Annotated in this window: 20 protein-coding genes and 1 pseudogene; 4 read left to right on the forward strand and 17 right to left on the reverse strand. The window is 73.8% G+C overall.

Annotated elements, in window-relative coordinates; genetic code table 11:
- Position 1 precedes the first annotated feature (1 nt).
- Together V2J85_RS08800 and V2J85_RS08805 are read right to left on the reverse strand one after the other, a co-directional pair.
- A complete protein-coding gene (locus V2J85_RS08800) occupies positions 2–898 on the reverse strand; it encodes a PP2C family protein-serine/threonine phosphatase (protein ID WP_261954176.1) in 897 nt (298 codons plus the stop codon).
- 150 nt (positions 899–1,048) lie between these two features.
- A complete protein-coding gene (locus tag V2J85_RS08805) occupies positions 1,049–2,635 on the reverse strand; it encodes an APC family permease (RefSeq protein WP_261957297.1) in 1,587 nt (528 codons plus the stop codon).
- Positions 2,636–3,122: 487 nt separating this feature from the next.
- Between V2J85_RS08805 and V2J85_RS08815 the strand changes: the two are divergent.
- The 3 genes and pseudogenes from V2J85_RS08815 to V2J85_RS08825 all read left to right on the forward strand — a co-directional run.
- Positions 3,123–3,335: pseudogene (locus V2J85_RS08815) on the forward strand (MFS transporter); the annotation flags it as partial.
- A gap of 161 nt (positions 3,336–3,496) precedes the next feature.
- The gene (locus V2J85_RS08820) at positions 3,497–4,336 is read left to right on the forward strand and encodes an MFS transporter (RefSeq protein ID WP_261954177.1); all 840 of its coding nucleotides are present in this window, start codon (positions 3,497–3,499) and stop codon (positions 4,334–4,336) included.
- Positions 4,317–4,571, forward strand: coding sequence for a hypothetical protein (locus V2J85_RS08825; RefSeq protein WP_261954178.1), 255 nt, complete (start codon positions 4,317–4,319; stop codon positions 4,569–4,571). Before V2J85_RS08820 ends, V2J85_RS08825 begins: the two co-directional genes overlap by 20 nt.
- Before the next feature lie 24 nt (positions 4,572–4,595).
- On the opposite strand, the gene V2J85_RS08830 is transcribed toward V2J85_RS08825, so the two are convergent.
- The gene (locus V2J85_RS08830; protein WP_261954179.1) at positions 4,596–4,976 is read right to left on the reverse strand and encodes an acyl-CoA carboxylase subunit epsilon; all 381 of its coding nucleotides are present in this window, start codon (positions 4,974–4,976) and stop codon (positions 4,596–4,598) included.
- A 313-nt stretch (positions 4,977–5,289) separates the two neighbouring features.
- Between V2J85_RS08830 and efeB the strand changes: the two genes are divergently transcribed.
- Entirely contained in the window at positions 5,290–6,546 is a 1,257-nt protein-coding gene (gene efeB / locus V2J85_RS08835) for an iron uptake transporter deferrochelatase/peroxidase subunit (protein WP_330821131.1), read from the forward strand.
- Between the two features lie 442 nt (positions 6,547–6,988).
- Here the strand turns inward: efeB and hypE are convergent, their stop codons facing one another.
- The 14 genes from hypE to V2J85_RS08900 form a co-directional block, all read right to left on the reverse strand.
- Positions 6,989–8,044 (reverse strand): hydrogenase expression/formation protein HypE, encoded by a 1,056-nt coding sequence (hypE, locus tag V2J85_RS08840; RefSeq protein ID WP_261957298.1) that lies wholly within the window; start codon positions 8,042–8,044, stop codon positions 6,989–6,991.
- Positions 8,045–8,120: 76 nt separating this feature from the next.
- Positions 8,121–9,245, reverse strand: a complete 1,125-nt coding sequence (gene hypD / locus V2J85_RS08845) for a hydrogenase formation protein HypD (RefSeq protein ID WP_261954181.1) — start codon at positions 9,243–9,245, stop codon at positions 8,121–8,123.
- Positions 9,242–9,565 carry a HypC/HybG/HupF family hydrogenase formation chaperone gene (locus V2J85_RS08850; RefSeq protein WP_201811825.1) on the reverse strand — a complete coding sequence of 108 codons (324 nt, stop codon included), beginning with the start codon at positions 9,563–9,565 and terminating at the stop codon, positions 9,242–9,244. The genes hypD and V2J85_RS08850 overlap by 4 nt, the downstream gene beginning before the upstream one ends.
- 48 nt (positions 9,566–9,613) lie before the next feature.
- Complete coding sequence (gene hypF / locus V2J85_RS08855; RefSeq protein WP_261954182.1) at positions 9,614–12,088, reverse strand: carbamoyltransferase HypF; 2,475 nt, start codon at positions 12,086–12,088, stop codon at positions 9,614–9,616.
- Positions 12,085–12,858 carry a hydrogenase nickel incorporation protein HypB gene (gene hypB / locus V2J85_RS08860; protein ID WP_261954183.1) on the reverse strand — a complete coding sequence of 258 codons (774 nt, stop codon included), beginning with the start codon at positions 12,856–12,858 and terminating at the stop codon, positions 12,085–12,087. The genes hypF and hypB overlap by 4 nt, the downstream gene beginning before the upstream one ends.
- Before the next feature lie 3 nt (positions 12,859–12,861).
- Positions 12,862–13,242, reverse strand: coding sequence for a hydrogenase maturation nickel metallochaperone HypA (gene hypA, locus V2J85_RS08865; RefSeq protein WP_261954184.1), 381 nt, complete (start codon positions 13,240–13,242; stop codon positions 12,862–12,864).
- A 164-nt stretch (positions 13,243–13,406) separates the two neighbouring features.
- The gene (locus V2J85_RS41250) at positions 13,407–13,511 is read right to left on the reverse strand and encodes a DUF6893 family small protein (protein WP_410011216.1); all 105 of its coding nucleotides are present in this window, start codon (positions 13,509–13,511) and stop codon (positions 13,407–13,409) included.
- Entirely contained in the window at positions 13,505–14,110 is a 606-nt protein-coding gene (locus tag V2J85_RS08870; protein ID WP_261954185.1) for a hydrogenase maturation protease, read from the reverse strand. Before V2J85_RS08870 ends, V2J85_RS41250 begins: the two co-directional genes overlap by 7 nt.
- Positions 14,107–15,525 carry a hypothetical protein gene (locus tag V2J85_RS08875; RefSeq protein WP_261954186.1) on the reverse strand — a complete coding sequence of 473 codons (1,419 nt, stop codon included), beginning with the start codon at positions 15,523–15,525 and terminating at the stop codon, positions 14,107–14,109. Before V2J85_RS08875 ends, V2J85_RS08870 begins: the two co-directional genes overlap by 4 nt.
- Positions 15,522–16,238: a DUF6084 family protein gene (locus V2J85_RS08880; RefSeq protein WP_261954187.1), complete on the reverse strand. Its 717-nt coding sequence runs from the start codon at positions 16,236–16,238 to the stop codon at positions 15,522–15,524. Before V2J85_RS08880 ends, V2J85_RS08875 begins: the two co-directional genes overlap by 4 nt.
- Positions 16,235–16,903: a DUF5947 family protein gene (locus V2J85_RS08885; RefSeq protein ID WP_261954188.1), complete on the reverse strand. Its 669-nt coding sequence runs from the start codon at positions 16,901–16,903 to the stop codon at positions 16,235–16,237. The genes V2J85_RS08880 and V2J85_RS08885 overlap by 4 nt, the downstream gene beginning before the upstream one ends.
- Entirely contained in the window at positions 16,900–17,496 is a 597-nt protein-coding gene (locus V2J85_RS08890; RefSeq protein WP_261954189.1) for a hypothetical protein, read from the reverse strand. Before V2J85_RS08890 ends, V2J85_RS08885 begins: the two co-directional genes overlap by 4 nt.
- Positions 17,493–19,277 (reverse strand): nickel-dependent hydrogenase large subunit, encoded by a 1,785-nt coding sequence (locus V2J85_RS08895; protein WP_261954190.1) that lies wholly within the window; start codon positions 19,275–19,277, stop codon positions 17,493–17,495. The genes V2J85_RS08890 and V2J85_RS08895 overlap by 4 nt, the downstream gene beginning before the upstream one ends.
- A gap of 105 nt (positions 19,278–19,382) precedes the next feature.
- Positions 19,383–20,471: an NADH-quinone oxidoreductase subunit B family protein gene (locus V2J85_RS08900; RefSeq protein ID WP_261954191.1), complete on the reverse strand. Its 1,089-nt coding sequence runs from the start codon at positions 20,469–20,471 to the stop codon at positions 19,383–19,385.
- Positions 20,472–20,629: the final 158 nt, after the last annotated feature.

Genomic DNA, 20,629 nt, shown 5'->3' on the forward strand with positions numbered 1-20,629 from the left:
ATCAGCCATCAGACAATGCCGGCGGCCGGGCGCCGGCCACGACACGCGCGCCCCGCTCGCGCTTCACCCACTCCTGGCCGCCGGCGCCGTCGAAGCGCAGCACCAGCACCGCGGAGTCGTCGGTGTGCCCGGTCAGTTCCGCCACGCTCATCGCCGCCGCGGCGACCGCCGCCGGATCGCTGCCCGCGTTGGCCCGCACCAGCCGCATCACCTGCGTCAGCCCGTCTTCCATGGGGAACGCCGGTCCCTCCACGACCCCGTCGGTGACCAGGGCGAAGGCGCCCGAGATGGCGAGCCGGCGGCGGGTGACCGGGTACTCCTCCCCCGGCACGATGCCCAGCGGCAGGCCCCCGGGGTCGTCGGCCAGGCCGAACCGGCCGTCGGTGGTGGCCCAGATGGCCGGTACGTGGCCGGCCCGGGCGCTGGTCAGCTCCCAGCCGGCCGGGTCGAAGCGGAGGAAGGTGCAGGTGGCGAAGAGCCCGTAGTCGACGGAGAGCAGCAGGTCGTTGGCGCGGCTGAGCACCTCGCCGGGGTCGGCGGCGTGCACGGCGACGGCCCGCAGCCCGAGCCGGATCTGGCCCATGAAGGCCGCCGCCTCCACGTCGTGGCCCTGCACGTCACCGATGCAGAACGCCAGTGACCCGTCGGGCAGCGGGAAGCCGTCGTACCAGTCGCCGCCGATGTCCAGGCCGTGCCGGGCCGGGGCGTAGGTGGCGGCGGCGCGCAGCCCGGGGAGCTGCGGCAGCCGGGCCGGCAGCATCTCGCGCTGCAGCGCCTCGGCGAGCTCCACGCGGGCCCGCTGCTTCTCGGCGCCCTCCCGCGCCTGGGCGGTCAGCCGCCCGAGCGTGGTCAGCAGATCGTCGGCGCTCGCCGACCGCGGGGGACGACGCCGAAGCATGGATCGCTCCCGGGTGCATCGGTGCATGGGCCACTGCGGCGGCGCGCTCCGTGCGGCGGATCCGCGGGGGCCTCCTGACCTGGGCTCACGGGGCCCGCGAGGGGAGCCCGCCTGTCCGGTTCATCATATTTCTGCGGGGTGACTTCCGCTTCACGACGCCGGGCCCTCCCCGGCCTCGGAGCGGTTCACCGCCAGGTGGCGGACACCGGACCGTACGGCCCAGAAGAAGATCCCGGCGGCGAGGACGGCCACCGTGATCGAGTCGTACGGGGCGGGCAGCCGGCCGGAGCCCTCGAAGGTGCCGAGTCCGGAGAGGGCGGTCAGGGCGAGGAGGTAGACCACCAGCCAGGCGCCGGTGCGCAGTTCGGCGGAGAGCGGGCGGCGCGGCCCGGCGCCGTCGCTCTCCACGGCCGCGGTGGCGCCGCGGGCGCCCGGGCGGCGCATGACGAGGAAGATCAGCAGGCCGGCGAGGACCAGCGGCAGGGCCAGCCGCAGGTCGTTCCAGCCCGACCAGTAGACGAACTCGCTGGACACGACGAAGCTGACCGGCGCGATCCAGCGCAGGCCGGGCACCCAGCCGGCGGTGCCGCCGCCCGGCTCGGAGCGGAACACCGCGACCGCGACCGCCGAGGCGGCGTAGATCAGCAGGTACATGTCGCCCATGACGCTCACGATGTCCTGCCAGCCGCCGAAGGGCAGCAGGAAGACCACGATGACCAGGAGGTTGACCGCCAGCGCCCGGCGCGGCACGCCGAACCGCTCGTTGACCTTCATGAAGTACCGCGGGATCGTGCCGTTCTTGGCGAGCGCGTAGGTGTGCCGGGCGTCGATGGCCACGCCGACGTAGGCCGAGCCGCCGGGCGAGATGACCGCGTCCGCGTAGAGCAGGCTGGACAGCCAGTGCAGGTTGAGGATCAGGGCGAGCTGGCCGAACGGCGAGTCGAAGGAGACGCCCTGCCAGCCGTGGCCCAGCAGGCTCTCGGGGACGGTGAAGAGGAACGCCAGCTGCAGCGCGAGGTACATGGCCACGGCCAGGCCGATGCCGGTGAGGACCGCCGCGGGGATGGTGCGGCGGGGGTTGCGGGTCTCACCGGAGAAGTCCAGCGGGGCCTGGAAGCCGTTGACGGAGTAGACGATGCCGCCGCCGGCCAGCGCGGTCAGGCAAGCCACGTAGCCGTACGGGGCGAAGCCGCCGTGATCGGTGAGCCGGCCGGAGTGCCAGCCGGAGGCGAACAGCGCGATCACGGTGACGACCGGTACGGCGATCTTGAACACCGAGATCAGGTTGTTCATCCGGGCGAACATCCGCACCGCGAACCAGTTCAGCGCCGTCAGCAGCACGCTGAGCCCGGCGGCCAGGCCGAGCCCGCCGAGGGTGAGGGTGTGGCCGTTGTAGAGGCCGGGGATGTAGTGCGCCGTGTACTGCATGATCGCGCTGATCTCGGCGGCGGTGCCGCCCACGGACAGCAGGGTCGACCAGCCGATCAGGGTGCCGACCAGTCGGCCGCTGGCGAACAGCGGCCAGCGGACCGTGCCGCCGCCCTCCGGCCGGGACGCGCCGAGCTCGATCAGGACCAGGGCGACCAGACCGCACAGCAGACCCGCGCCGACCCAGGACAGCAGCGCCGCCGGGCCGGCCGTCTGCGCCGCGTACAGGGCCGCGAACAGCCAGCCGGAGCCGACGATGTTGGAGAAGCCGATGCCGGTCAGTCCCCAGAAGCCGAGGTCACGGCGCAGCCGGCGCTCCTCGGCCTGGACTTCCGGCGCACCTGCCCCGTCCGCCCCCGCTGATACCTGACGCTCCGCCACAAAAGACTCCTCGTCGCACTGTCCCGGCCGGGTCCGGCCGGTGTCCCGGTCCGCCGGACCCTACTTGACCGGCACCGGACAGGAATCACGCGTCCGCGGTACGGGACCCCGGCGCGTCAGGAGAGCCGGTCCGCCGGCACCCCGAAGGCCGTGGTCAGGCCCTCCCGGCCGGAGTCGGTGAGCCGGACCACCCGCCGGTACGTGCCGTGCCGCAGCCAGTCCAGGGCGAACATCCGGGTGGTGAGGGCGGCGCCCAGCGCGCCGGCGAGGTGGTGGCGCTGTTCGCCCCAGTCGACGCAGTAGCGGACCGAGGGGCGGCGGCGCGGCAGCCGGTCGGTGTCGACGCCGAAGGCGTTTCTGCGGCGGGCTGGGCGACCGGCTGGGCGGGAAGTCGGTGTTCCTGGGCGGTCTGGTGGTGTTCACCCTCGCCTCGGCCGGCTGCGGGCTGGCCCCGACGACCGCGGTGCTGGTCCTCGCCCGGCTGGTGCAGGGCCTGGGCGCGGCGCTGATGGTGCCGGCCTCGCTGGCGCTGCTGCGGACGGCGTACCCGGGCCGGACGGCGCGGGCCCGGGCCTTCGGCGCGTGGGGCACGGTCGCCGGCCTGGCCGCGGGGGCCGGCCCGGTGCTGGGCGGGGTGCTCGTCGCGGGGCTCGGCTGGCGGTCGGTGTTCTTCCTGAACCTGCCGGTGGGCCTGGCCGCGCTGCTGCTGACCGTACGGTACGTGCCGCGGCCCCCGGCGGACCGGTCCCGGCCGGGGCTGGTGGCCTTCCGGCGCAGCTCGCGGCGGCGGTGTGCCTGGGCGGGCTGGCCACCGGCTGCATCGAGGCCGGGGCGCCCGGCCCGGGCCGTCCGGCGGTCCTCGGCGGGTTCGCGGGCGGGGCGGCGGGGCTGGTGGCCTTCCTGGTGCTGGAGCGGCGCTCGCCGGCGCCGATGCTGCCGCTCACGCTCTTCCGCACGCCCGCCTTCTCCGCCTCCGCGGTCATCGGTGTGCTGCTCAACACCGGTTTCTACGGGCTGCTGTTCCTGGCCCCGCTGTACTTCCAGCAGCTGCACCACTACAGCGCGCTGCGGACGGGGTGCGCGCTGCTGCCCGCGGTGGGCGTGGTGGCGGCCGGTTCGGCGCTGGCCGGGCGGCTGACGGCCCGTACGGGTCCGCGGCTGCCCATGGTGGTGGGCCTGGTGGTGGGCGCGGCCGGGCTGGCCGGCTGGCTGGCCGCGGGCCCGGGCACGCCGTACGCGGTGCTGGTGGCGCCGATGGCGGCCGCCGGGTTCGGGACCGCGCTGACCATGCCGGCCGCCACCGCGGCGGTGATGGAGGCCGCGCCGGGCGAGCGGAGCGGCGCCGCGGCCGCGGTGTTCAACGCCGCCCGGCAGACCGGCAGCGCGCTCGGCGTGGCCCTGTTCGGCACGCTGGTCGCCGGCGGCCTGGTGGCGGGCCTGCACACCTCGGTGGTCATCGGCGCCGCGGGGTTCCTCGTCGCGGCCGCGCTCGCCGCGCGCTGGATTCCGCGCATCATCCGGCGGGAACGGGTAGGAACTGAGGTGGGAACAGATGATCGGTACACGGGGGGATCGTCCGTGGCCGGCGAACGAGGCGAGGAGCAGCCGGATGACACTGCCATGGCGTGAGGACGAGAGCTGGCGCCGCCGCTACCCGCAGGCGGGCCCCGACTGGACGCAGGGGATGCCGCAGGGCCCGACGGAGCCGCTGACACCCATGGGGCGGATCGACCAGTACGGCAGGATGGGCAGCGCGCTGCGCGGCGGATACGTCGCGCCCTGGCAGCGCAAGGTGATCCTCGGCTTCGTCGTCGGCGCCGTCGTCGTCACGGCGGTGGCGCTGCTGCTGGCCTTCTTCGGCTGACCGCGGCCCCGGCCCGGCCACGGCTCAGGCGCAGGTCCAACAGCCGGACCAGCAGGCGGAACGGCCCGGACGGTGTCCCCGCGCGTGCCGGCGGTCGGCCGGGCGTTCCTCCTCCACGGGCTCCGGACCGTCGACGAGGGCCCGCAGTCCGGCGAGCCGGGCGGCCAGCACGACGGTGAGCGCGGCGAGTTCCTCGGGTTCGGCGTGCCCCCGCTCGATGCGGAAGGTGAGACCGGGCGGTGCTTCGTCCGGCGGGCCCTGATCCTCGGGCGGCTCCGCACCGAGCACCGTGGCCAGGTCCATCGGGATGCCGAGGTCGGCCGGCCGCGGCCGGCCGTTGGGTGTCCGCGCGCCGGCCGGCGGGCTCTCGGCGGTCTGGGTGCTCTCGTCGGTGAAGGCGTTCATGTGCGGGGGTTCCTGGAGTCGGGGGCGGGGCGCGGCCGGTGCCCGCCCGCCGCGTGGGGCGGCCGTGCCGGGTGCCGTGCCGGCCCCGGCCCGCGCAGTGTTCGGGCAGGTCACACGGGCGACGCTAAAAGCGCCCCGGCGCCCCCGCGCGCGCAGCGGCGGCCGGCTGCGCCGTTCGGGCGACCGGGCGGGGGTCCCAGGCGTGATATCCGGCGCCGAGGCCGTGTTGGTCCCGCCGCGCGCCCCCCTGGCGGCGAGCATCACGCACAGGTATGTGCAGGTGCCGGATGACGCAGTCAGGATGGGTGGGACGATGAGATGTGATCAGGCCGGAGACGGGCGTGCGGCGGCGCGGGGCGACGGGCGGCGGGAATTCCTCAGGTGTGCGGCCGGCGTCGCGGGGGTGGCGGCCGCCGGGGGCCTCGGCGGCGAGGCGGTCGCCGCGGGCCGGCCGGCGGCCGGGCCGCGGGACGGCCGCCGGGACCTGCCCGACCGGGTGCCGTTCCACGGCCACCACCAGGCCGGCGTGGTGACGCCGCAGCAGCTCTGCGCGGGTTTCATCGGCTTCGACGTACTGGCCGAGGACCGGGACGGTCTGGTGGAACTGTTCCAGAAGCTCACCCACCGGTCCCGGATCCTGACGGGCGGGGTGAAGCCGCGCGACGAGCGGGTGTCGTCGGAGCGCCCGACGCCGGACTCGCTCACGATCACGCTCGGCGTGGGCGCCTCGCTCTTCGACGACCGTTACGGGTTGTCCGGGCACAAGCCGCGCCATCTGAAGGCGATGCCGGCGTTCCCCGACGACCGGCTGGAGCCGTCCCGCTGCCACGGCGACCTGTCCCTGCAGATCTGCGCCGAACACCCGGACGCCATCGTGCACGTCCTGCGCGACCTGGCACGGGAAACGGATGGCCTGCTCCGGCCGCGCTGGCGGGCCAACGCCTTCCTCAACCCGTCCCGCCCGTCCGGGGCCCGGCGCAACCTGCTGGGCTTCAAGGACGGCATCGTCAACCCGGACACCGATTCGGGCCGGGAGATGGACCGGCTGATGTGGGTGACGCCGCCCTGCGGCGAGCCGGACTGGGCGCTGGGCGGCTGCTACCAGGTGCTGCGGCTGATCCGCTTCCACGTGGAGAAGTGGGACAAGGTGCCGTTGCGGCACCAGGAGAGGATCTTCGGCCGGCACAAGGCGAGCGGTGCGCCGCTGGACGGCCGGCACGAGACGGACGCGCCGGACTACCGGGATGACCCGCACGGCCGGATCATCCCGCTCGACTCCCACATCCGGCTGGCCAACCCGCGCACCCACAAGACGGACGACTCCCGCTTCCTGCGGCGCAGTTACAACTACGACGAGGGCTTCGACCACAAAGGCGGGATGGACCTCGGCCTGGTCTTCTGCGGCTACCAGCAGGACCCGGAGCGCCAGTTCGCGACCGTACAGCGCCGCCTGGAACACGAGCCGCTGGCGCGCTTCATCACCCCCATCGGCGGCGGCTACTTCTTCGTCCTGCCGGGCGTACGGGACGAGGACGACTGGTTCGGCTCCCACCTGCTGCAGAAGGCTTAGCCCCCCACGTACCCGTCTGTCCCGCCGTCGGGGTTGTTCGCCGTTGCGCGCTTTGCGGCGCCCCGCACGTAGCCGTCTCTCCCGCCGCGGGGCTTGGTCGCCGTTGCGCCTGGCGGCGGGCGTGGTGTTTTCGGGTGCGGTGCCGGCCCTCCAGACTTCGTCCTCCGGTCCAGCCCCTCCCGTGAGTGGGAGTTACTGAGCTAGTTGGGGGCGTGCGTTGTCTGTTGACCGCACGCGTGTGGGCATCACGTGCACCCCCACCATCGTTTCCTTCTCCCCCAACGGGAGGGGACGGGCCGGAGGGGCCGGTTGTGTGGACGTAAAGCGTCAGCAGTCCACACGCCCGGCCCCGGAGGCCCGTCACCACACCCACCACAACCCAGCACGCCGCAGGCGCAACGGCGAACAACAACCGCGGCGGGACGGCCAAGTACGTGGGAAGTCAACAAATACGCGGCAACTGCTCCCCCAGCGGCAGATCAACCACCCGCGTCCCCCCCAGCGGCGTGCGGGCCACCACCATGCCGGGGTGGGTCGCCACCGCCTCGCCGATGACCGCCGCTCCGGCACCCAAGGGGTGCCTCCGCATCGCGGCCAGTACCGCGTCGGCGTGCTCGCGCGGGACGAACGCCACGAGCTTGCCCTCGTTGGCGACGTACATCGGGTCCAGACCGAGGATGGCGCAGGCGTTGGCGACCGCGGGCGGTACCGGGACGGCGCGTTCCTGGATGACGATGCCGGTGCAGGAGGCGGTGGCGATCTCGCACAGGGCCGCGGCCAGGCCGCCGCGGGTGGGGTCGCGCAGGACGTGCAGGTCGGGGGTGACCGCGAGCATGGTCTCGACGAGCCCGCCGAGCGCGGCGCAGTCGCTCTCGATCTCCACGCCGAATTCCAGGCCCTCGCGGACGCTCATGATGGCCACGCCGTGCACGCCGATGTCGCCGCTGACGATCACCACGTCGCCGGGGACGACGCGCTGCGGGCGGAGGTCGACGCCGTCCGGGATCAGCCCGATGCCGGCGGTGTTGATGTAGACGCCGTCGCCGTGGCCCGCCTCGACGACCTTGGTGTCCCCGGTGGCCACCTCGACCCCGGCGACCCGGGCGGCCGCGCCCATCGCGTCGGCGACCCCGGCGACCACCGGCATCTCCACGCCCTCCTCCAGGATGAAGCCGCAGGAGAGGTAGGCGGCTCGGGCGCCGCTCATGGCCAGGTCGTTGACGGTGCCGTTGACGGCGAGGTCGCCGATGCTGCCGCCGGGGAAGAACAGCGGCCGGACCACGAAGGAGTCGGTGGAGAAGGCGAGCCGGGCGCCGCCCAGCGCGACCGCCGCGGAGTCGCCGAGCTGGGCGAGGACCTCACCGCCGAAGGCGGGCACGAAGATCTGCTGGACGAGTTCGGCGGAGAGCGCGCCGCCCCCGCCGTGCCCCATGACGACCCGCGGCTGGTCGCGCAGCGGGGTGGGGCAGGTCCAGCCGGAGATGTCGACGGTGGGCAGTCCGCGGTCGGCCGGGGTGGGGGCGCCGGCGGCGGCGTTCGACGCGTTCGACGCCGTCAGCGGGGTGTGCGGGGTGTCAGGCAACGGGGCTCGCCTCCAGCGGGGTGGGCGGGGTGCCGAGTCGGCGGTACAGGTAGTAGGCGGCGCACGCGCCCTCGCTGGAGACCATGGTGGCGCCCAGCGGGGTGCGCGGGGTGCAGGTGGTGCCGAACGCCTCGCACTCGTGCGGCTTGATGAGTCCCTGCAGGACCTCGCCGCTGCGGCAGGCGGCCGGTTCGCGGGTGGCGATGCCGTCGACGGAGAAGCGGTGTTCGGCGTCGTAGTCGCGGTAGCGCTCGGAGAGCCGCCAGCCGCTGGCGGGGATGGTGCCGATGCCCCGCCAGGCGCGGTCGGTGACCTCGAAGACGTCCGCGAGCATGGCCTGCGCGGCGGGATTGCCCTCGCTGCGGACGGCGCGCGGGTAGGCGTTGTCCACGGTGTGCTCGCCGCGCTCCAGTTGGCGGACGGTGCGGCGGATGCCCTCCAGGATGTCCAGCGGTTCGAAGCCGGTGACCACGATCGGCACCCGGAAGCGTTCGGCCAGTGCGGGGTACTCCGCCATGCCCATCACGCTGCACACATGGCCGGCGGCGAGGAACGCCTGGACCCGGCAGCTGGGCGAGGTCATGATCGCCTCGATGGCGGGCGGGACCCGGACGTGCGAGACCAGCATGCTGAAGTTGCGGATGCCGAGCCTGCGGGCCTGATGGACCGTCATGGCGTTGGGCGGGGCGGTCGTCTCGAAGCCGATGCCGAAGAACACCACCTCGCGGTCGGGGTTCTGCTGGGCGGTCTTCAGCGCGTCGAGCGGGGAGTACACCACCCGTACGTCGCCGCCCTCGCCGCGCACCTGGAACAGATCGCGGTCGCTGCCGGGGACCCGGAGCATGTCGCCGAACGAGCAGAAGATCACGTCCGGGCGGGAGGCGATCTCCAGCGCCTTGTCGATCACCTCCAGCGGGGTGACACATACCGGGCAGCCCGGTCCGTGGATCAACTCGACCTGTTCCGGCAGGAGTTGGTCGATGCCGTGTCGGATGATGGTGTGCGTCTGGCCGCCGCAGACCTCCATCAGGGCCCATGGCCGGGTCGCCGTGGCCCGGATGTCGTCCAGCAGCCGGCGGGCCAGCTCGGGGTCCTGGAATTCGTCGATGTACTTCATTTCCGCGCCTCCCGCGCCGTGTCGCCGCCGACGGCCGCGGGTGCGGCGCCCGCCTCCGCGGCGGCCGCCTCCCAGGGGTCGCCGAACTCCTCCTGGAGCAGCCCCAGTTCCTCGAAGAGGGCCAGGGTCTGGCGGGCCGAGTCCTCGTCCAGGCGCTGCAGCGCGAAGCCGACGTGGACGATCGCGTACTCGCCGACCTGGAGGTCGGGGACGTACTCCAGGCACACTTCCTTGACCACGCCGCCGAAGTCGACGGTGGCCATCCGGGTGCCGTCCCGTTCCTCGATGTCCAGTACTTTGCCGGGTACCGCCAGGCACATGGGCCTCTCCTCGTCATCAAGCGTCGTCCGCCGCGGCCGCGGCGCCGTTCAGGGCACGCCCACCCCGCCGTGCACGGGTGCGGTGCGCGCCGCCACGACGATCTGGCCGAGCGCCAGGCCCCCGTCGTTGGGCGGGACCCGGCGGTGCCGCAGCACGGTGAAACCGTCCTGGCGCAGCAGCCGGGCGGCGGCCTCGGAGAGCAGCGTGTTGGCGAACACCCCACCGGTCAGTACGACGGTCGTCAGACCCGCGCGCTCCCGGGCCAGCGCGCAGCAGTGCCGTACGAGTCCGGCGACCGCGGTGTGGAAGCGGGCGGCGATCAGCGCCGGCGCGGTGCCGGCCCGGACGTCCGCGACGACGGCCGCGAGCAGCGGCGCCGGGTCGGCGACGGTGTCGGCGGCCGCGCGGTCCGCCGGGGCGTCGGGGCCGGTGCGCAGGGCGAAGCCGTAGCCGGGCGCGGGGTCCTCGCCGGCGGTCAGGGCCGCGGCTTCGAGGGCGAGCGCGGCCTGCGCCTCGTATCCGGCGTGGTGGCAGATCCCGGCCAGTGAGGAGACCGCGTCGAAGAGGCGGCCCATGCTGGAGGTGGGCACGCAGTTGAGGTCGCGTTCGAGCTGCCGGGCGAGCAGCCGCCGTTCGTCGGGCGGGCAGAAGGCGACCGGCGGGAGGTCCGCGGCCCAGTCGATGCCGGCCGCGCGCAGATGGGCCAGGGCCATCCGGTAGGGGCGGCGTACGGCGGTGTCGCCACCGGGCAGCGGGACGTAGGCGAGGCGGCCGAAGCGGCGGTAGCCGTCGTAGTCGGCGAGCAGGATCTCGCCGCCCCAGACGGCCTGGTCGTCGCCGTAGCCGGTGCCGTCGAAGGCGACGCCGATGACCGGGCGGCTGCCGTCGAGGCCGTGTTCGGCCATGGCCGCGGCGATGTGCGCGTGGTGGTGCTGGACGCGGACCAGCGGACGGCCTTCGGTGTGCCGCTGGGCCCACTGGCCGGAGCGGTAGCCGGGGTGCCGGTCGGCGGCGAGGAGCTGGGGGCGGACCCCGGTGACCGTCTCCAGGTGTGCCTCGGCCTGCTCGAAGGCGAGCTGGGTGGCGAGGTCGTCCATGTCGCCGATGTGTGCCGACAGCCAGGCGCGGCGGCCCTCGGCCAGGCAGAGCACGTTCTTCAGGTCGCCGCCGGCCGCGAGCGCGGGGCGGACCGCGACCGGGAGCGGGACCGGGAACGGGGCGTAGCCGCGGGAGCGGCGGACGAACAGCGGCTCGCCGTCGTCGGTGACCCGGACCACCGAGTCGTCGCAGGGGACGCGGATCTGACGGTCGTGGGTGAGCCAGGCGTCGGCCAGTCCGGCGAGCCGCCGCACGGCGTCCTCGTCGTCGGTGACGATCGGCTCGCCGGCGAGGTTGCCGCTGGTCATCACGAGCAGCCGGGGGCCGTGGGAGTCCCCCCGCTCGGGCGAGGCCGACCGTGGCGGAGGGTCGCCGGGCAGCCCGAGCAGCAGGTGGTGCAGCGGCGTGTACGGCAGCATGACGCCCAGGTCGGGGCTGCCGGGGGCGACCGCGGGGGACGGCAGCGGCGCGTCCGGGGCGGGCGTGGGGTGGGGACGGCGGCGCAGCAGGACGATCGGGCGCTGGGACCCGGTGAGCAGTGCGCGTTCCGCGGGCCGGACGCGTACCAGGTGTGCGAGGTCGTCGACCTGACGGACCATCAGGGCGAAGGGTTTGTCGCCGCGGGCCTTGCGGCGGCGCAGCAGGGCGACGGCGGTGTCGTCGGTGGCGTCGCAGACCAGGTGGTAGCCGCCGAGGCCCTTGACGGCGACGATCGCGCCGGCGGCGAGCAGTTGCCGGGTGGCGTCGACCGGGTCGGGGTCCGGTGCCGGCCGCGGCGCGGCGGTGGGGTCGGCGGGGTCGGCGAGCAGCAGCCGCAGCCGGGGGCCGCAGTCGTGGCAGGCGATCGGCTGGGCGTGGAACCGCCGGTCGGCCGGGTCGGCGTACTCCCGGGTGCAGCGCGGGCACATCGGGAAGCGGTCCATCGTCGTCCGGGCCCGGTCGTAGGGCAGCGCGGTGACGATGGTGAAGCGCGGACCGCAGTGCGTGCAGGTGATGAAGGGGTGGCGGTGGCGGCGGTCGGCCGGGTCGGCGAGTTCGGCCAGGCAGGCGTCGCAGGTGGCGGCGTCCGGCGCGACCAGGGTGCGGGAGGGGCCCGGACCGCGGGAGGGCAGGATGCGGAATCCGGTGTCGCCGGTGACCGCGAGGTCCTCGCCCTCCACGGCGTCGACGACGGCCAGCGGCGGCGCCTCACCGGTGATCCGGGTGCCGAAGGCGGCGAGCGCGGCGGGCGGGCCCTCGACCTCGGCGAGTACACCCTCGCCGGTGTTGGTCACATGACCGGCCAGGCCCAGTTCGGTGGCGAGGCCGTGGACGAACGGGCGGAAGCCGACGCCCTGGACGACGCCGCGCACGGTGATCCTGCGGCGTGCGGTGACCGGCGCGGGGGCGCCCGCGGGGGCCCGGTCGACCTGCCCGGTGGTCATGAGCGGCTCGACGCCACGGTGTCGAGGTCGGCGGAGTGCTCGTCTTGCGGCTGGGGTTCGCTCTCGTCGTGGACGTGGTGGGACGTGCGGGTCATCACGGGGATGTGGACCGGCGCGCCGTCGCGGGCCGCCAGCGCCCGGTCCAGCAGCACCCCCTCGCCGATGCCCTGCCGCACCGAGGTGAGGTGCACCTCGACGCCGGGGTTGACCCGTTCGACGTTGGCGCGGAACTCCTCCTCGTCGAAGGAGACCGCCTCGGCGATGTCGGTCTTGGTGACCACGACCAGGTGGGCGAGGCCGAAGGCGGTGGGGTACTTCAGCGGTTTGTCCTCGCCCTCGGTCACCGAGGCCAGCACCACCCGCAGGGTCTCGCCGAGGTCGTAGGAGGCCGGGCAGACCAGGTTGCCGACGTTCTCGATGAACAGCAGCCGGGCCTCGGCGGGGAGCCAGTCGTGCAGGTGGCCGCCGAGCATCTCGGCCTCCAGGTGGCACAGCCCGTCGGTGAGGATCTGTTTGACGGGTACTCCGGAACGGGCCAGCCGGACCGCGTCGTTCTCGGTGGCCAGGTCGGCGGTGAGCGCGGCGACCGGGACGCCGCGGTCGCGGGCGAGGGTGAGTTCGCGCTCCAGGAGGGCGGTCTTGCCGCTGCCGGGGCTGGAGAGCAGGTTGACCAGCGCGGTGCCGCGCGCCGCGAGGTCCTCGCGCAGGGTGTGGGCGCAGGCGTCGTTCTTGGCGAGAACCGCCTGCTGCAGGTCGACGACACGGCACATGGTTCAGCACTCCTGGGAAATCGGTGGGTGCGGCGCGGTGTCGTGCCAGCACACACGGACGATCTGCAGTTCACGGCCGGACAGCAGCTCGGTGTCCGTCCCGCCGCAGCCCGGGCAGGTGAGCCGCGGGGGCATGCCGGGCAACCAGGTCCGGGCGCAGGCGCCGCAGCGGGCGCGGGCCGGCACCGGTTCGATGTCGAGTTCCGCCCCTTCCAGCACCGTGCCCGCGCAGGCGAGCTGGAAGGAGAAGGTCAGTGCGTCGGGGACCACTCCGGCCAGTTCGCCGACCTGGAGGCGGACGCTGCGCACCGCGGTGGCCCCGGCGGGCCGGGCCGCGCCGTCGACCTGGTCGACGACCGCGAGCGCGATGGACATCTCGTGCATCGGTCCCTCTCTGGTGCGGGACTTCCGGGTGCCGCCGGGCCGGTCCGCGGGTCCGCGGGACCCGCCCGGGCCCTGGTTCATTAGACGGCGCGGGCACGGGCGGGCCGGGGTGCCTCGCCGGGGTGGCGCCGCGGCGTCCTTCGTTCGGTGCAGCGCCGTCGCGGTCACATGGCGCGGATGCGCAGATACCGCCTGATGTCGGGCAGCGTGCTCTTCAGGGCGAGGGCGAGCACGGCGGCGGCCGCCGTGCCGAGGATCAGCTTCAGCATGGGGTGGTGCTCCTTTCGGTGGTGTCCGTGTCTGCGTCCGTGTCTGCGTCCGCGTCTGCGTCCGCGTCTGCCTTCGCGTCTGCCTTCGCGTCCGCCCCGACCAGCCGCAGGATGAGTCCCACGGCCTCGTCGACCGCGGCCTCGACCGGGTCGCTCAGGCCGATGCCTTCGGCGGTGTCGGCGGGTTCGCAGCCGACGACGAGGACGCGGCGGGGCGGGCGGCCGTCGGTGCCGGCGCTGAGCGTGTCGAGCAGGGCGAGCACCGCGTCGGGGGTCATGTGGTGGGCGTCGAGGGCGGCGGCCCGCGGGCGCGGGGTGGCCGGTTCGGTGGCGTCGAGGAGGTGGACGGTCCCGGGTTCGGCACCACGGGCGGCGGCGTCGACGAGCAGCACGGTGTCGTAGCCGTCCAGCATCTGGTAGGCGAGGTGGACGCCCCGTACGCCGGTGTCGACGATCTCGACGTCGTCCGGGAGGGGGTGTTCGCCGAGCCGGCGGACGGCCTCGACACCGAAGCCGTCGTCGCCGAGGAAGATGTTGCCCACGCCGGCGATCAGCGTCTTGGCGGGCGGCCGGACCGCGCCGGGGGCGGGGGCGCTCACGTGTCCTCCAGGGGAGCGAGTTCGTCGGGCTGGAAGTACAGGAAGCGGCCTTGTTCGCGCCGGATGTCGGCGCCCGGGTCGTCCTCCAGGGTCACCGCGAGGTGCACCCCGCCGTCCACGTCGTGCAGCACGGCCTCGACGAGGGCGGCGCGGCCGTGCAGGAAGAGGTCCTGGGCGTCGGTGCGGCGCCGGCCGGGCTTCAGCAGCACCCGGCTGCCGGCGCCGACCTGCCGTCCGTCGAGGGTGATTTGGTCGGTGGCGGGGTCGACGCCGCGGTCGCCGCCGGGGTCCCACCAGGGGGTGTCGGGGCGGGTGCCGGGCACGTCGGGGGCCTGGTCGCCGGGGGCCGTTGGGCCGGGGCCGGTGACCTCGCGCAGTGCGCGTACGGCCCCGTGCAGGCGGTCCAGAACCTCGGGGGGCATGGTGTCGGCGAGTGCGATGACGTCGGCGGCGCGCGGGTCGGTGCCGCGGGCCTCGCGCTTCTCCTGGTCGGTGAGGGCCGCGGTGCGCAGGGCGAGGATCTCGTCGATCTCCAGGGCGTCGTAGAGCGCGCCGGGGCTCTCGGGGGCGACGGCCGGGTGGTCCTCCAGGATGATCGGCGAGGACAGGACCACGTCGGCGCGGCCCGGTTCGCCGGCCAGCACCGGCCAGGTGTGCTCGTTGCGGCAGGACGCGACGGCGGTCCGGGCCCATTCGGGCGGGTCGGTCAGGGACAGGAAGCGGCCGGCGCTCAGGCCGAGGAAGAGGTGGGCGCCGATCAGCGCGTGCGGCAGGGCTTCGGTGCGGTCCGCGGTGCCGTTCGGGGCCCAGTCGCCGGTGTTCTCGACGGTCGCGGTCAGCCGCAGCGCGGCGTACGGCCCGTCGAGCGGGCTCGCGGTCAGCCGGATCCGGCCGTCGATCCGGGCGCGGCGGCGCACCAGCCGGCCGATGAGACGCCCGTCGGCGTCGTGCACCGGCTCGGTCTCCTCGCTCGCCGGCCGGGTGAACGGCAAGGTGCGGCCGGCGCCGGTCAGTTCGGTGACGGCGGCGTCGAGGGTGAGGCGTTCCTCGGTGGCCTCGTCCCAGGGAACCAGCACCCGGTCCGGCAGTTCCAGCTCGTCGACGGTCTCGAACTCCCCGTCCGGGCACAGGCGTTGGACGGTACGGCGCTGGGCGTGCAGGAACCGCAGTTCGACCGAGAGCCGGGCGCCGGACCGCGGTTCCATCAGGCATTCGGTGCGCTGGTGGGAGTGCTCGGCGCCGGCGGCGGTCCAGCCGGGCGGGACGAGGACGCCGAACTGCCAGCGCAGCCGGTTCTTGGCGGCGGAGGCGCGGTACGGGTAGAGCACGTAGCCCTCGAACAGCACGGCGTCCGCCACCTGGCGGGCGGCGGCGAAGCGGTCCACCGTCTCGTCGGGCCGGATGCCGGTCGTCATGGGGCGGTCCTCTCGGCGGGCGGGCGGGCGGCGGTGCCGGGGAACGGCCGGGCGTGCCGGGCGGACGGCGGGGGCGGCGGGTCGTCGCCGGCCGCGGCGAGCAGCGCCTCGACGGTCTGCTGCCAGGAGGGCAGGGCGTGCCGGGAGCGGTAGGCGAGCAGCGCGTCGAGGGTGGTGCGGGGCAGCCGCAGCCAGCCGCAGCCCGGGAAGTGGGTCTCGGTCATCTCCTGCCAGACCGTCACCGGCATCCGCACCTGCGCTTCCTTGTGCCAGGGGACGGGGTGGACCCGGAAACCGCCGGCACCGGCGAAGACGGTGCCGGAGAACAGCAGCAGCAGCGGGACCTCGCCGTCGGCGAGTGCGTGGAAGTACCGGCCGGCCGCGACGTCGAGGTCGTAGCTGCAGGGGACGGGCAGTTCGATCTCGGTGGTGCCGGTGAAGCCGGGGACGACGTGGGAGACCTGGGCGAACTGGAGGGGGTGCAGGGTGCTGCTCCAGCGGGAGCGGTCGCCGAAGAGGTCGGCGAGCGCCTCGGCCTCGTCGGGCCGGTAGTCGCGGCGGGCCGGTTCGATCCGGATCTGGCAGCGCAGCGCGACGGCGTGCACCCGGTCCGCGGGGTCGGCGGTGGTGAGGCGCAGGCGGAAGAGGAGGGTGGGGGCGGCGGCGCGGCGGTCGGCGCGGACGCCGGTGCACTCGAAGGACAGCTCGGTCACGGCCGGTCGTCCTCCCTCGGCGCGCGGGCCCGGCGGGCGACCGTGGTGAAGAAGTCGGTGAGCGCGGCGCGGGCTTCGGCGCCGCCGTCGAAGCCGTGCCACAACAGCCGCATCCGGCCGACGAGTTCGTAGCAGATGTCGATCGGTACGAGGTAGCAGTCGGTGCGGTCGTCGGTGCGGCGCAGCAGCAGGGCCTCGACGTCGGGCTGGAGGAGCGGGGCGAGGCGGCTGCCCGCGAGGACGGTTTCCCAGGCGGCGGGGTCGAGTTCGCTCTCGGTGGCGCCGGCCGGGCTGGGGTAGAGCGCGACCAGCCGGTCCAGGCCGGTGTGGCGGAGGAAGAAGGCGACGCCGACCGGGATCCGCAGCAGGTCCCAGGCCGCCTCGTCGAGGGTGTGGCCGGGGTCGGTGAGATAGCGGTCGGGGACGGTGCGGAACCGTCCGTGGCCGGCGCCGGGCCGTTCGAAGAGCAGGGCGCAGGGGGTGCAGGCGCAGGCCAGGGCCCGGCGTTCGGTGTCGACGAGGTGGCGGTGGTTGTGGTCGGCGAGCACCACGCCGCACAGTTCGCAGCGTTCGGGGGCGGCCGGGGCCGGTGCGCGGAAGCGGCGCAGGCCCCGGTGGGCGTTGTGCGGTCCCAGGCGCGTGGCCACCGGCTGAGGGCCGGTCATGAGGCCGTGGCGGGGGCCGACGGGCGGCGGGAGATCTGCAGCAGGACCGGCTCGGCCGCGGCCGGTTCGGCCTCCCACTCGACGGTGGTGACCTCGGGCGCGAAGCTGCTGACCGCTGCTTCCACGCTCTGCCGGCCGGCCCCGTCCTCGCCGGAACAGCCGCAGCCGCCGGAGCCGCCGGAGCCGGCCGCCCGCAGCCGCAGCGTGCCGGTGTCCGGGTCGAAGCCGGCGGCCTCGGCGGGGTGCCGGCCGCGGACGCTGTCCAGGGCCCGCCCGATGCGGGCCTCGGTGTCCTCGGGGTGCAGATCGTGCAGCGCGAGCAGGCTGGTGACCAGGGGGTCGCCGAGCAGCGCGGCGCGCAGGGCGGGGTGCGGTCCGGTGCCGTCCGGAGTGCGCTCCAGGTGGTGCATGACGCGGGCGAGCCCGGCCCCGTAGAAGTCCATCAGGACGCGGACCAGTTCCTCGGCCGCGGCGCCGGTCTCGGGGTCGCCGTTCCGGGTGAGCCGGTCGAGGACCTCCTCGACGCGGCGGCCGGCCTCTTCGGCGCTCGGTGTGGGGGCGGGCGGTGCCTGGCGGTCGGTGGGGGCGCTCATCCGGCCAGTCCGCTCAGCCCGGTGGGCACGTGCTCGGTCCGGACGGTCCGGCCGTCGCCGACGTACATGTGGACGCCGCAGGGCAGACAGGGATCGAAGCTGCGCACCGCGCGCATGATGTCGATGCCCTTGAAGTTCTCCGGGGGGTTCTCCTCGAAGATGGGGGTGTTCTGCACCGCGTCCTCGTAGGGGCCGGGGGTCCCGTAGCTGTCGCGGGTGCTGGCGTTCCACGGTGTCGGCGGGTACGGGTGGTAGTTGGCGATCTTGCCGTCCCGGATGACCATGTGGTGCGAGAGGACGCCGCGGACCGCCTCGGTGAAGCCGACGCCGATGGACTCGTCGGGGACCTCGAACTTCTCCCAGGTGCGGGTGCGTCCGGCGCGGACCTCCTCCAGGGCCTGTTCGGCGAAGTGCAGCGCCATGGCGGCGGTGTACGCCTGGAAGTAGGTGCGGGCGCGGTTGCGTTCCAGCGCGTTGCTCCACTTGGGGATCCGCCACTCGAAGCGGGCCTCGGGGCGGGTGAGGCTGCGCGGCAGGTCGATGACGACGCTGTGGCCGGTGGCCTTGACGTAGGGGGTGTCGACGAGTCCGGAGAGCGCGGTGGACCACAGCCGGGCGATCGGCCCGCCGCCGGTGTCCAGCGCGAGGTGCTCCTTGCCGTCGAACCAGCGCGGGGACATCACCCAGCTGTACTTGTCGGCGAAGTCGCGCTTCTGCGGGGCGGGGATGGTGTGCTGGTTCCACGGGTGGCGGGCGTCGATCGGGTTGCCCAGCGGGTCGTGGGTGACGAACTTCTCCTGGCCTTCCCAGTCCTGGTAGTAGGAGCTGCCCAGCAGGATGCGGATGCCGAGGTTGATCTCGGTGAGATCGTTGGTGACGAGCTTGCCGTCGACGATGACGCCGGGGGTGACGAACATCTTCCGGCCCCAGTCCGTCATGTTGCGGTAGGTGAAGTCGCAGTGCTCGGGGTCGTTGAACGCGCCCCAGCAGCCGAGCAGGACGCGCCGCCGGCCGACCTCCTCGTATCCGGGCAGGGCCTCGTAGAAGAAGTCGAAGAGGTCGTCGTGGAGCGGGACGACCCGCTTCATGAACTCGACGTAGCGCATCAGCCGGCTGAGGTAGTCGGTGAAGAGCTGGACGCTGGCGATGGTGCCGACGCCGCCCGGGTAGAGCGTGGAGGGGTGCACATGGCGGCCCTCCATGAGGCAGAACATCTCCCGGGTGTAGCGGCTGACCTGGAGCGCCTCGCGGTAGAACTCGCCCTCGATGGGGTTGAGGGAGCTCATGATGTCGGCGATGGTGCGGTAGCCGTGCTCGTCGGCGTGCGGGGCCTCGGTGCGCTGGGCGAGTTCCCAGACGCCCGGGTTGGTCTCGCGGACCATCTTCTCGCAGTAGTCGACCCCGACCAGGTTCTCCTGGAAGATGTTGTGGTCGAACATGAACTCCGCGGACTCGCCGAGGTTGATGATCCACTCCCCCAGGTTCGGCGGCTTGACCCCGTAGGCCATGTTCTGGGTGTACACCGAGCAGGTCGCGTGGTTGTCACCGCAGATGCCGCAGATCCGGCTGGTGATGAAGTGGGCGTCGCGCGGGTCCTTGCCGCGCATGAAGACGCTGTAGCCGCGGAAGACCGACGAGGTGCTGTAGCACTCCGCGACCCGCTTCTGCTTGAAGTCGATCTTGGTGTGGATGCCCAGGCTGCCCACGATCCGGGTGATCGGGTCCCAGGACATCTCCGTCAGACCGCTGCCGTCACCGGCCGCCTTAGTCGTCGGTGCCATCGTGTGTGCCGTTGCCCTTCTGTAGGCGGGAGGTGGGGTCGGACGGGGTGGCGGGGGTGCCGTACGGGGAGCGGGGCCGGTTCGGCCGCGCCACGGGCCGTACGGTCACCACGGCCTGCGGAATCCGGTGGTCAGTTGGTCGCCGCGGTGCCGCCACTTGGGTTCCTGGTCGACGGTCTTGGCCGTGATGTCGCGCAGTTTGCGGACGACACCGCCGTACGCGGCGCTGGCGGTGCTGGAGAGCTTGCTGCCGGGCGGCTCGTCCATGAACGGCATGAACTTGTCGGGGAAGCCGGGCATGGTGCAGGCGATGCAGATGCCGCCGACGTTGGGGCAGCCGCCGATGCCGTCCATCCAGCCCCGCTTGGGCACGTTGCATTTGACCACGGGACCCCAGCAGCCGATCTTCACCAGGCACTTCGGCGAGTCGTAGGCGGTGGCGAACTGCCCCTGCTCGTAGTAGCCGGCGCGGTCGCAGCCCTCGTGGACGGTGGCGCCGAAGAGCCAGGTGGGCCGCAGCTGGTCGTCGAGCGGGATCATCGGGGCCGCGCCGGTGGCCTGGTAGAGCAGGTAGACCAGGGTCTCGGCGAAGTTGTCCGGCTGGATCGGGCAGCCGGGCACGCAGACGATCGGGATGCCGGCCTTGGACTTCCAGTCCCAGCCCAGGTAGTCGGGCACGCCCATGGCGCCGGTCGGGTTGCCGGACATCGCGTGGATCCCGCCGTACGTGGCGCAGGTGCCGATCGCGACGACGGCGAGGGCCTTGGGGGCGAGCCGGTCGATCCACTCACTGGTGGTGATCGGCTGGCCGGTCTCCGGGTCGTCGCCGAAGCCGCACCAGTAGCCCTCCGGCTTGATGGCCTCGTTGGGGATGGACCCCTCGACGACCAGGACGAACGGGTCGATCTCGCCGCGCTCGCCCTTGAAGAACCACTCGATGAAGGTGTCCGCGCCGCCGACCGGCCCGCATTCGAAGTCGATCAGCGGCCAGTGGACGGCCACCTTGGGCAGGCCGGGCAGCACGCTGAGCGCGATCTCCTCGATGCTCGGCTGGGTCGCGTTCGTCAGCGACACCGAGTCACCGTCGCAACTCAGGCCGGCGTTGATCCAGAGGATGTGGATCGGCGGCTGGTCCTCGGCGGACGGCTTTCCCTCCGCGGCGGACTGGGGGGCCACGCTCGATGCTGCGGACATGGGGTCTCCTCGGTGAATCTGCACGAAAGCCCCGTACAGGACTTCCGTTCACCTTGGTAACACCCCGCTCGGCGCGCGGCCGGTTGTCCGGGGCCATTGCGGTGACGGGCCCGGAAATGCCGCGAGGGCGCCCGGAGGAGCGGGCGCCCTCGGAAGCC

The sequence above is a fragment of the Streptomyces bugieae genome (assembly GCF_036352915.1).
Classification (GTDB): Bacteria; Actinomycetota; Actinomycetes; order Streptomycetales; family Streptomycetaceae; genus Streptomyces; species Streptomyces endophytica.

Excerpts from the sequence above, each read along its gene's own strand:
- hypB (WP_261954183.1), bottom strand. The coding sequence starts at position 12,858 with ATGTGCCGTGTCGTCGACCTGCAGCAGGCGGTTCTCGCCAAGAACGAC.
- V2J85_RS08825 (WP_261954178.1), top strand. The coding sequence starts at position 4,317 with ATGACACTGCCATGGCGTGAGGACGAGAGCTGGCGCCGCCGCTACCCG.
- hypF (WP_261954182.1), bottom strand. The coding sequence starts at position 12,088 with ATGACCACCGGGCAGGTCGACCGGGCCCCCGCGGGCGCCCCCGCGCCG.
- V2J85_RS08830 (WP_261954179.1), bottom strand. The coding sequence starts at position 4,976 with ATGAACGCCTTCACCGACGAGAGCACCCAGACCGCCGAGAGCCCGCCG.
- V2J85_RS41250 (WP_410011216.1), bottom strand. The coding sequence starts at position 13,511 with ATGCTGAAGCTGATCCTCGGCACGGCGGCCGCCGCCGTGCTCGCCCTC.
- efeB (WP_330821131.1), top strand. The coding sequence starts at position 5,290 with ATGAGATGTGATCAGGCCGGAGACGGGCGTGCGGCGGCGCGGGGCGAC.
- hypA (WP_261954184.1), bottom strand. The coding sequence starts at position 13,242 with ATGCACGAGATGTCCATCGCGCTCGCGGTCGTCGACCAGGTCGACGGC.
- V2J85_RS08875 (WP_261954186.1), bottom strand. The coding sequence starts at position 15,525 with ATGACGACCGGCATCCGGCCCGACGAGACGGTGGACCGCTTCGCCGCC.
- V2J85_RS08900 (WP_261954191.1), bottom strand. The coding sequence starts at position 20,471 with ATGTCCGCAGCATCGAGCGTGGCCCCCCAGTCCGCCGCGGAGGGAAAG.
- V2J85_RS08890 (WP_261954189.1), bottom strand. The coding sequence starts at position 17,496 with ATGAGCGCCCCCACCGACCGCCAGGCACCGCCCGCCCCCACACCGAGC.
- V2J85_RS08800 (WP_261954176.1), bottom strand. The coding sequence starts at position 898 with ATGCTTCGGCGTCGTCCCCCGCGGTCGGCGAGCGCCGACGATCTGCTG.
- V2J85_RS08895 (WP_261954190.1), bottom strand. The coding sequence starts at position 19,277 with ATGGCACCGACGACTAAGGCGGCCGGTGACGGCAGCGGTCTGACGGAG.
- hypD (WP_261954181.1), bottom strand. The coding sequence starts at position 9,245 with ATGAAGTACATCGACGAATTCCAGGACCCCGAGCTGGCCCGCCGGCTG.
- V2J85_RS08850 (WP_201811825.1), bottom strand. The coding sequence starts at position 9,565 with ATGTGCCTGGCGGTACCCGGCAAAGTACTGGACATCGAGGAACGGGAC.
- V2J85_RS08885 (WP_261954188.1), bottom strand. The coding sequence starts at position 16,903 with ATGACCGGCCCTCAGCCGGTGGCCACGCGCCTGGGACCGCACAACGCC.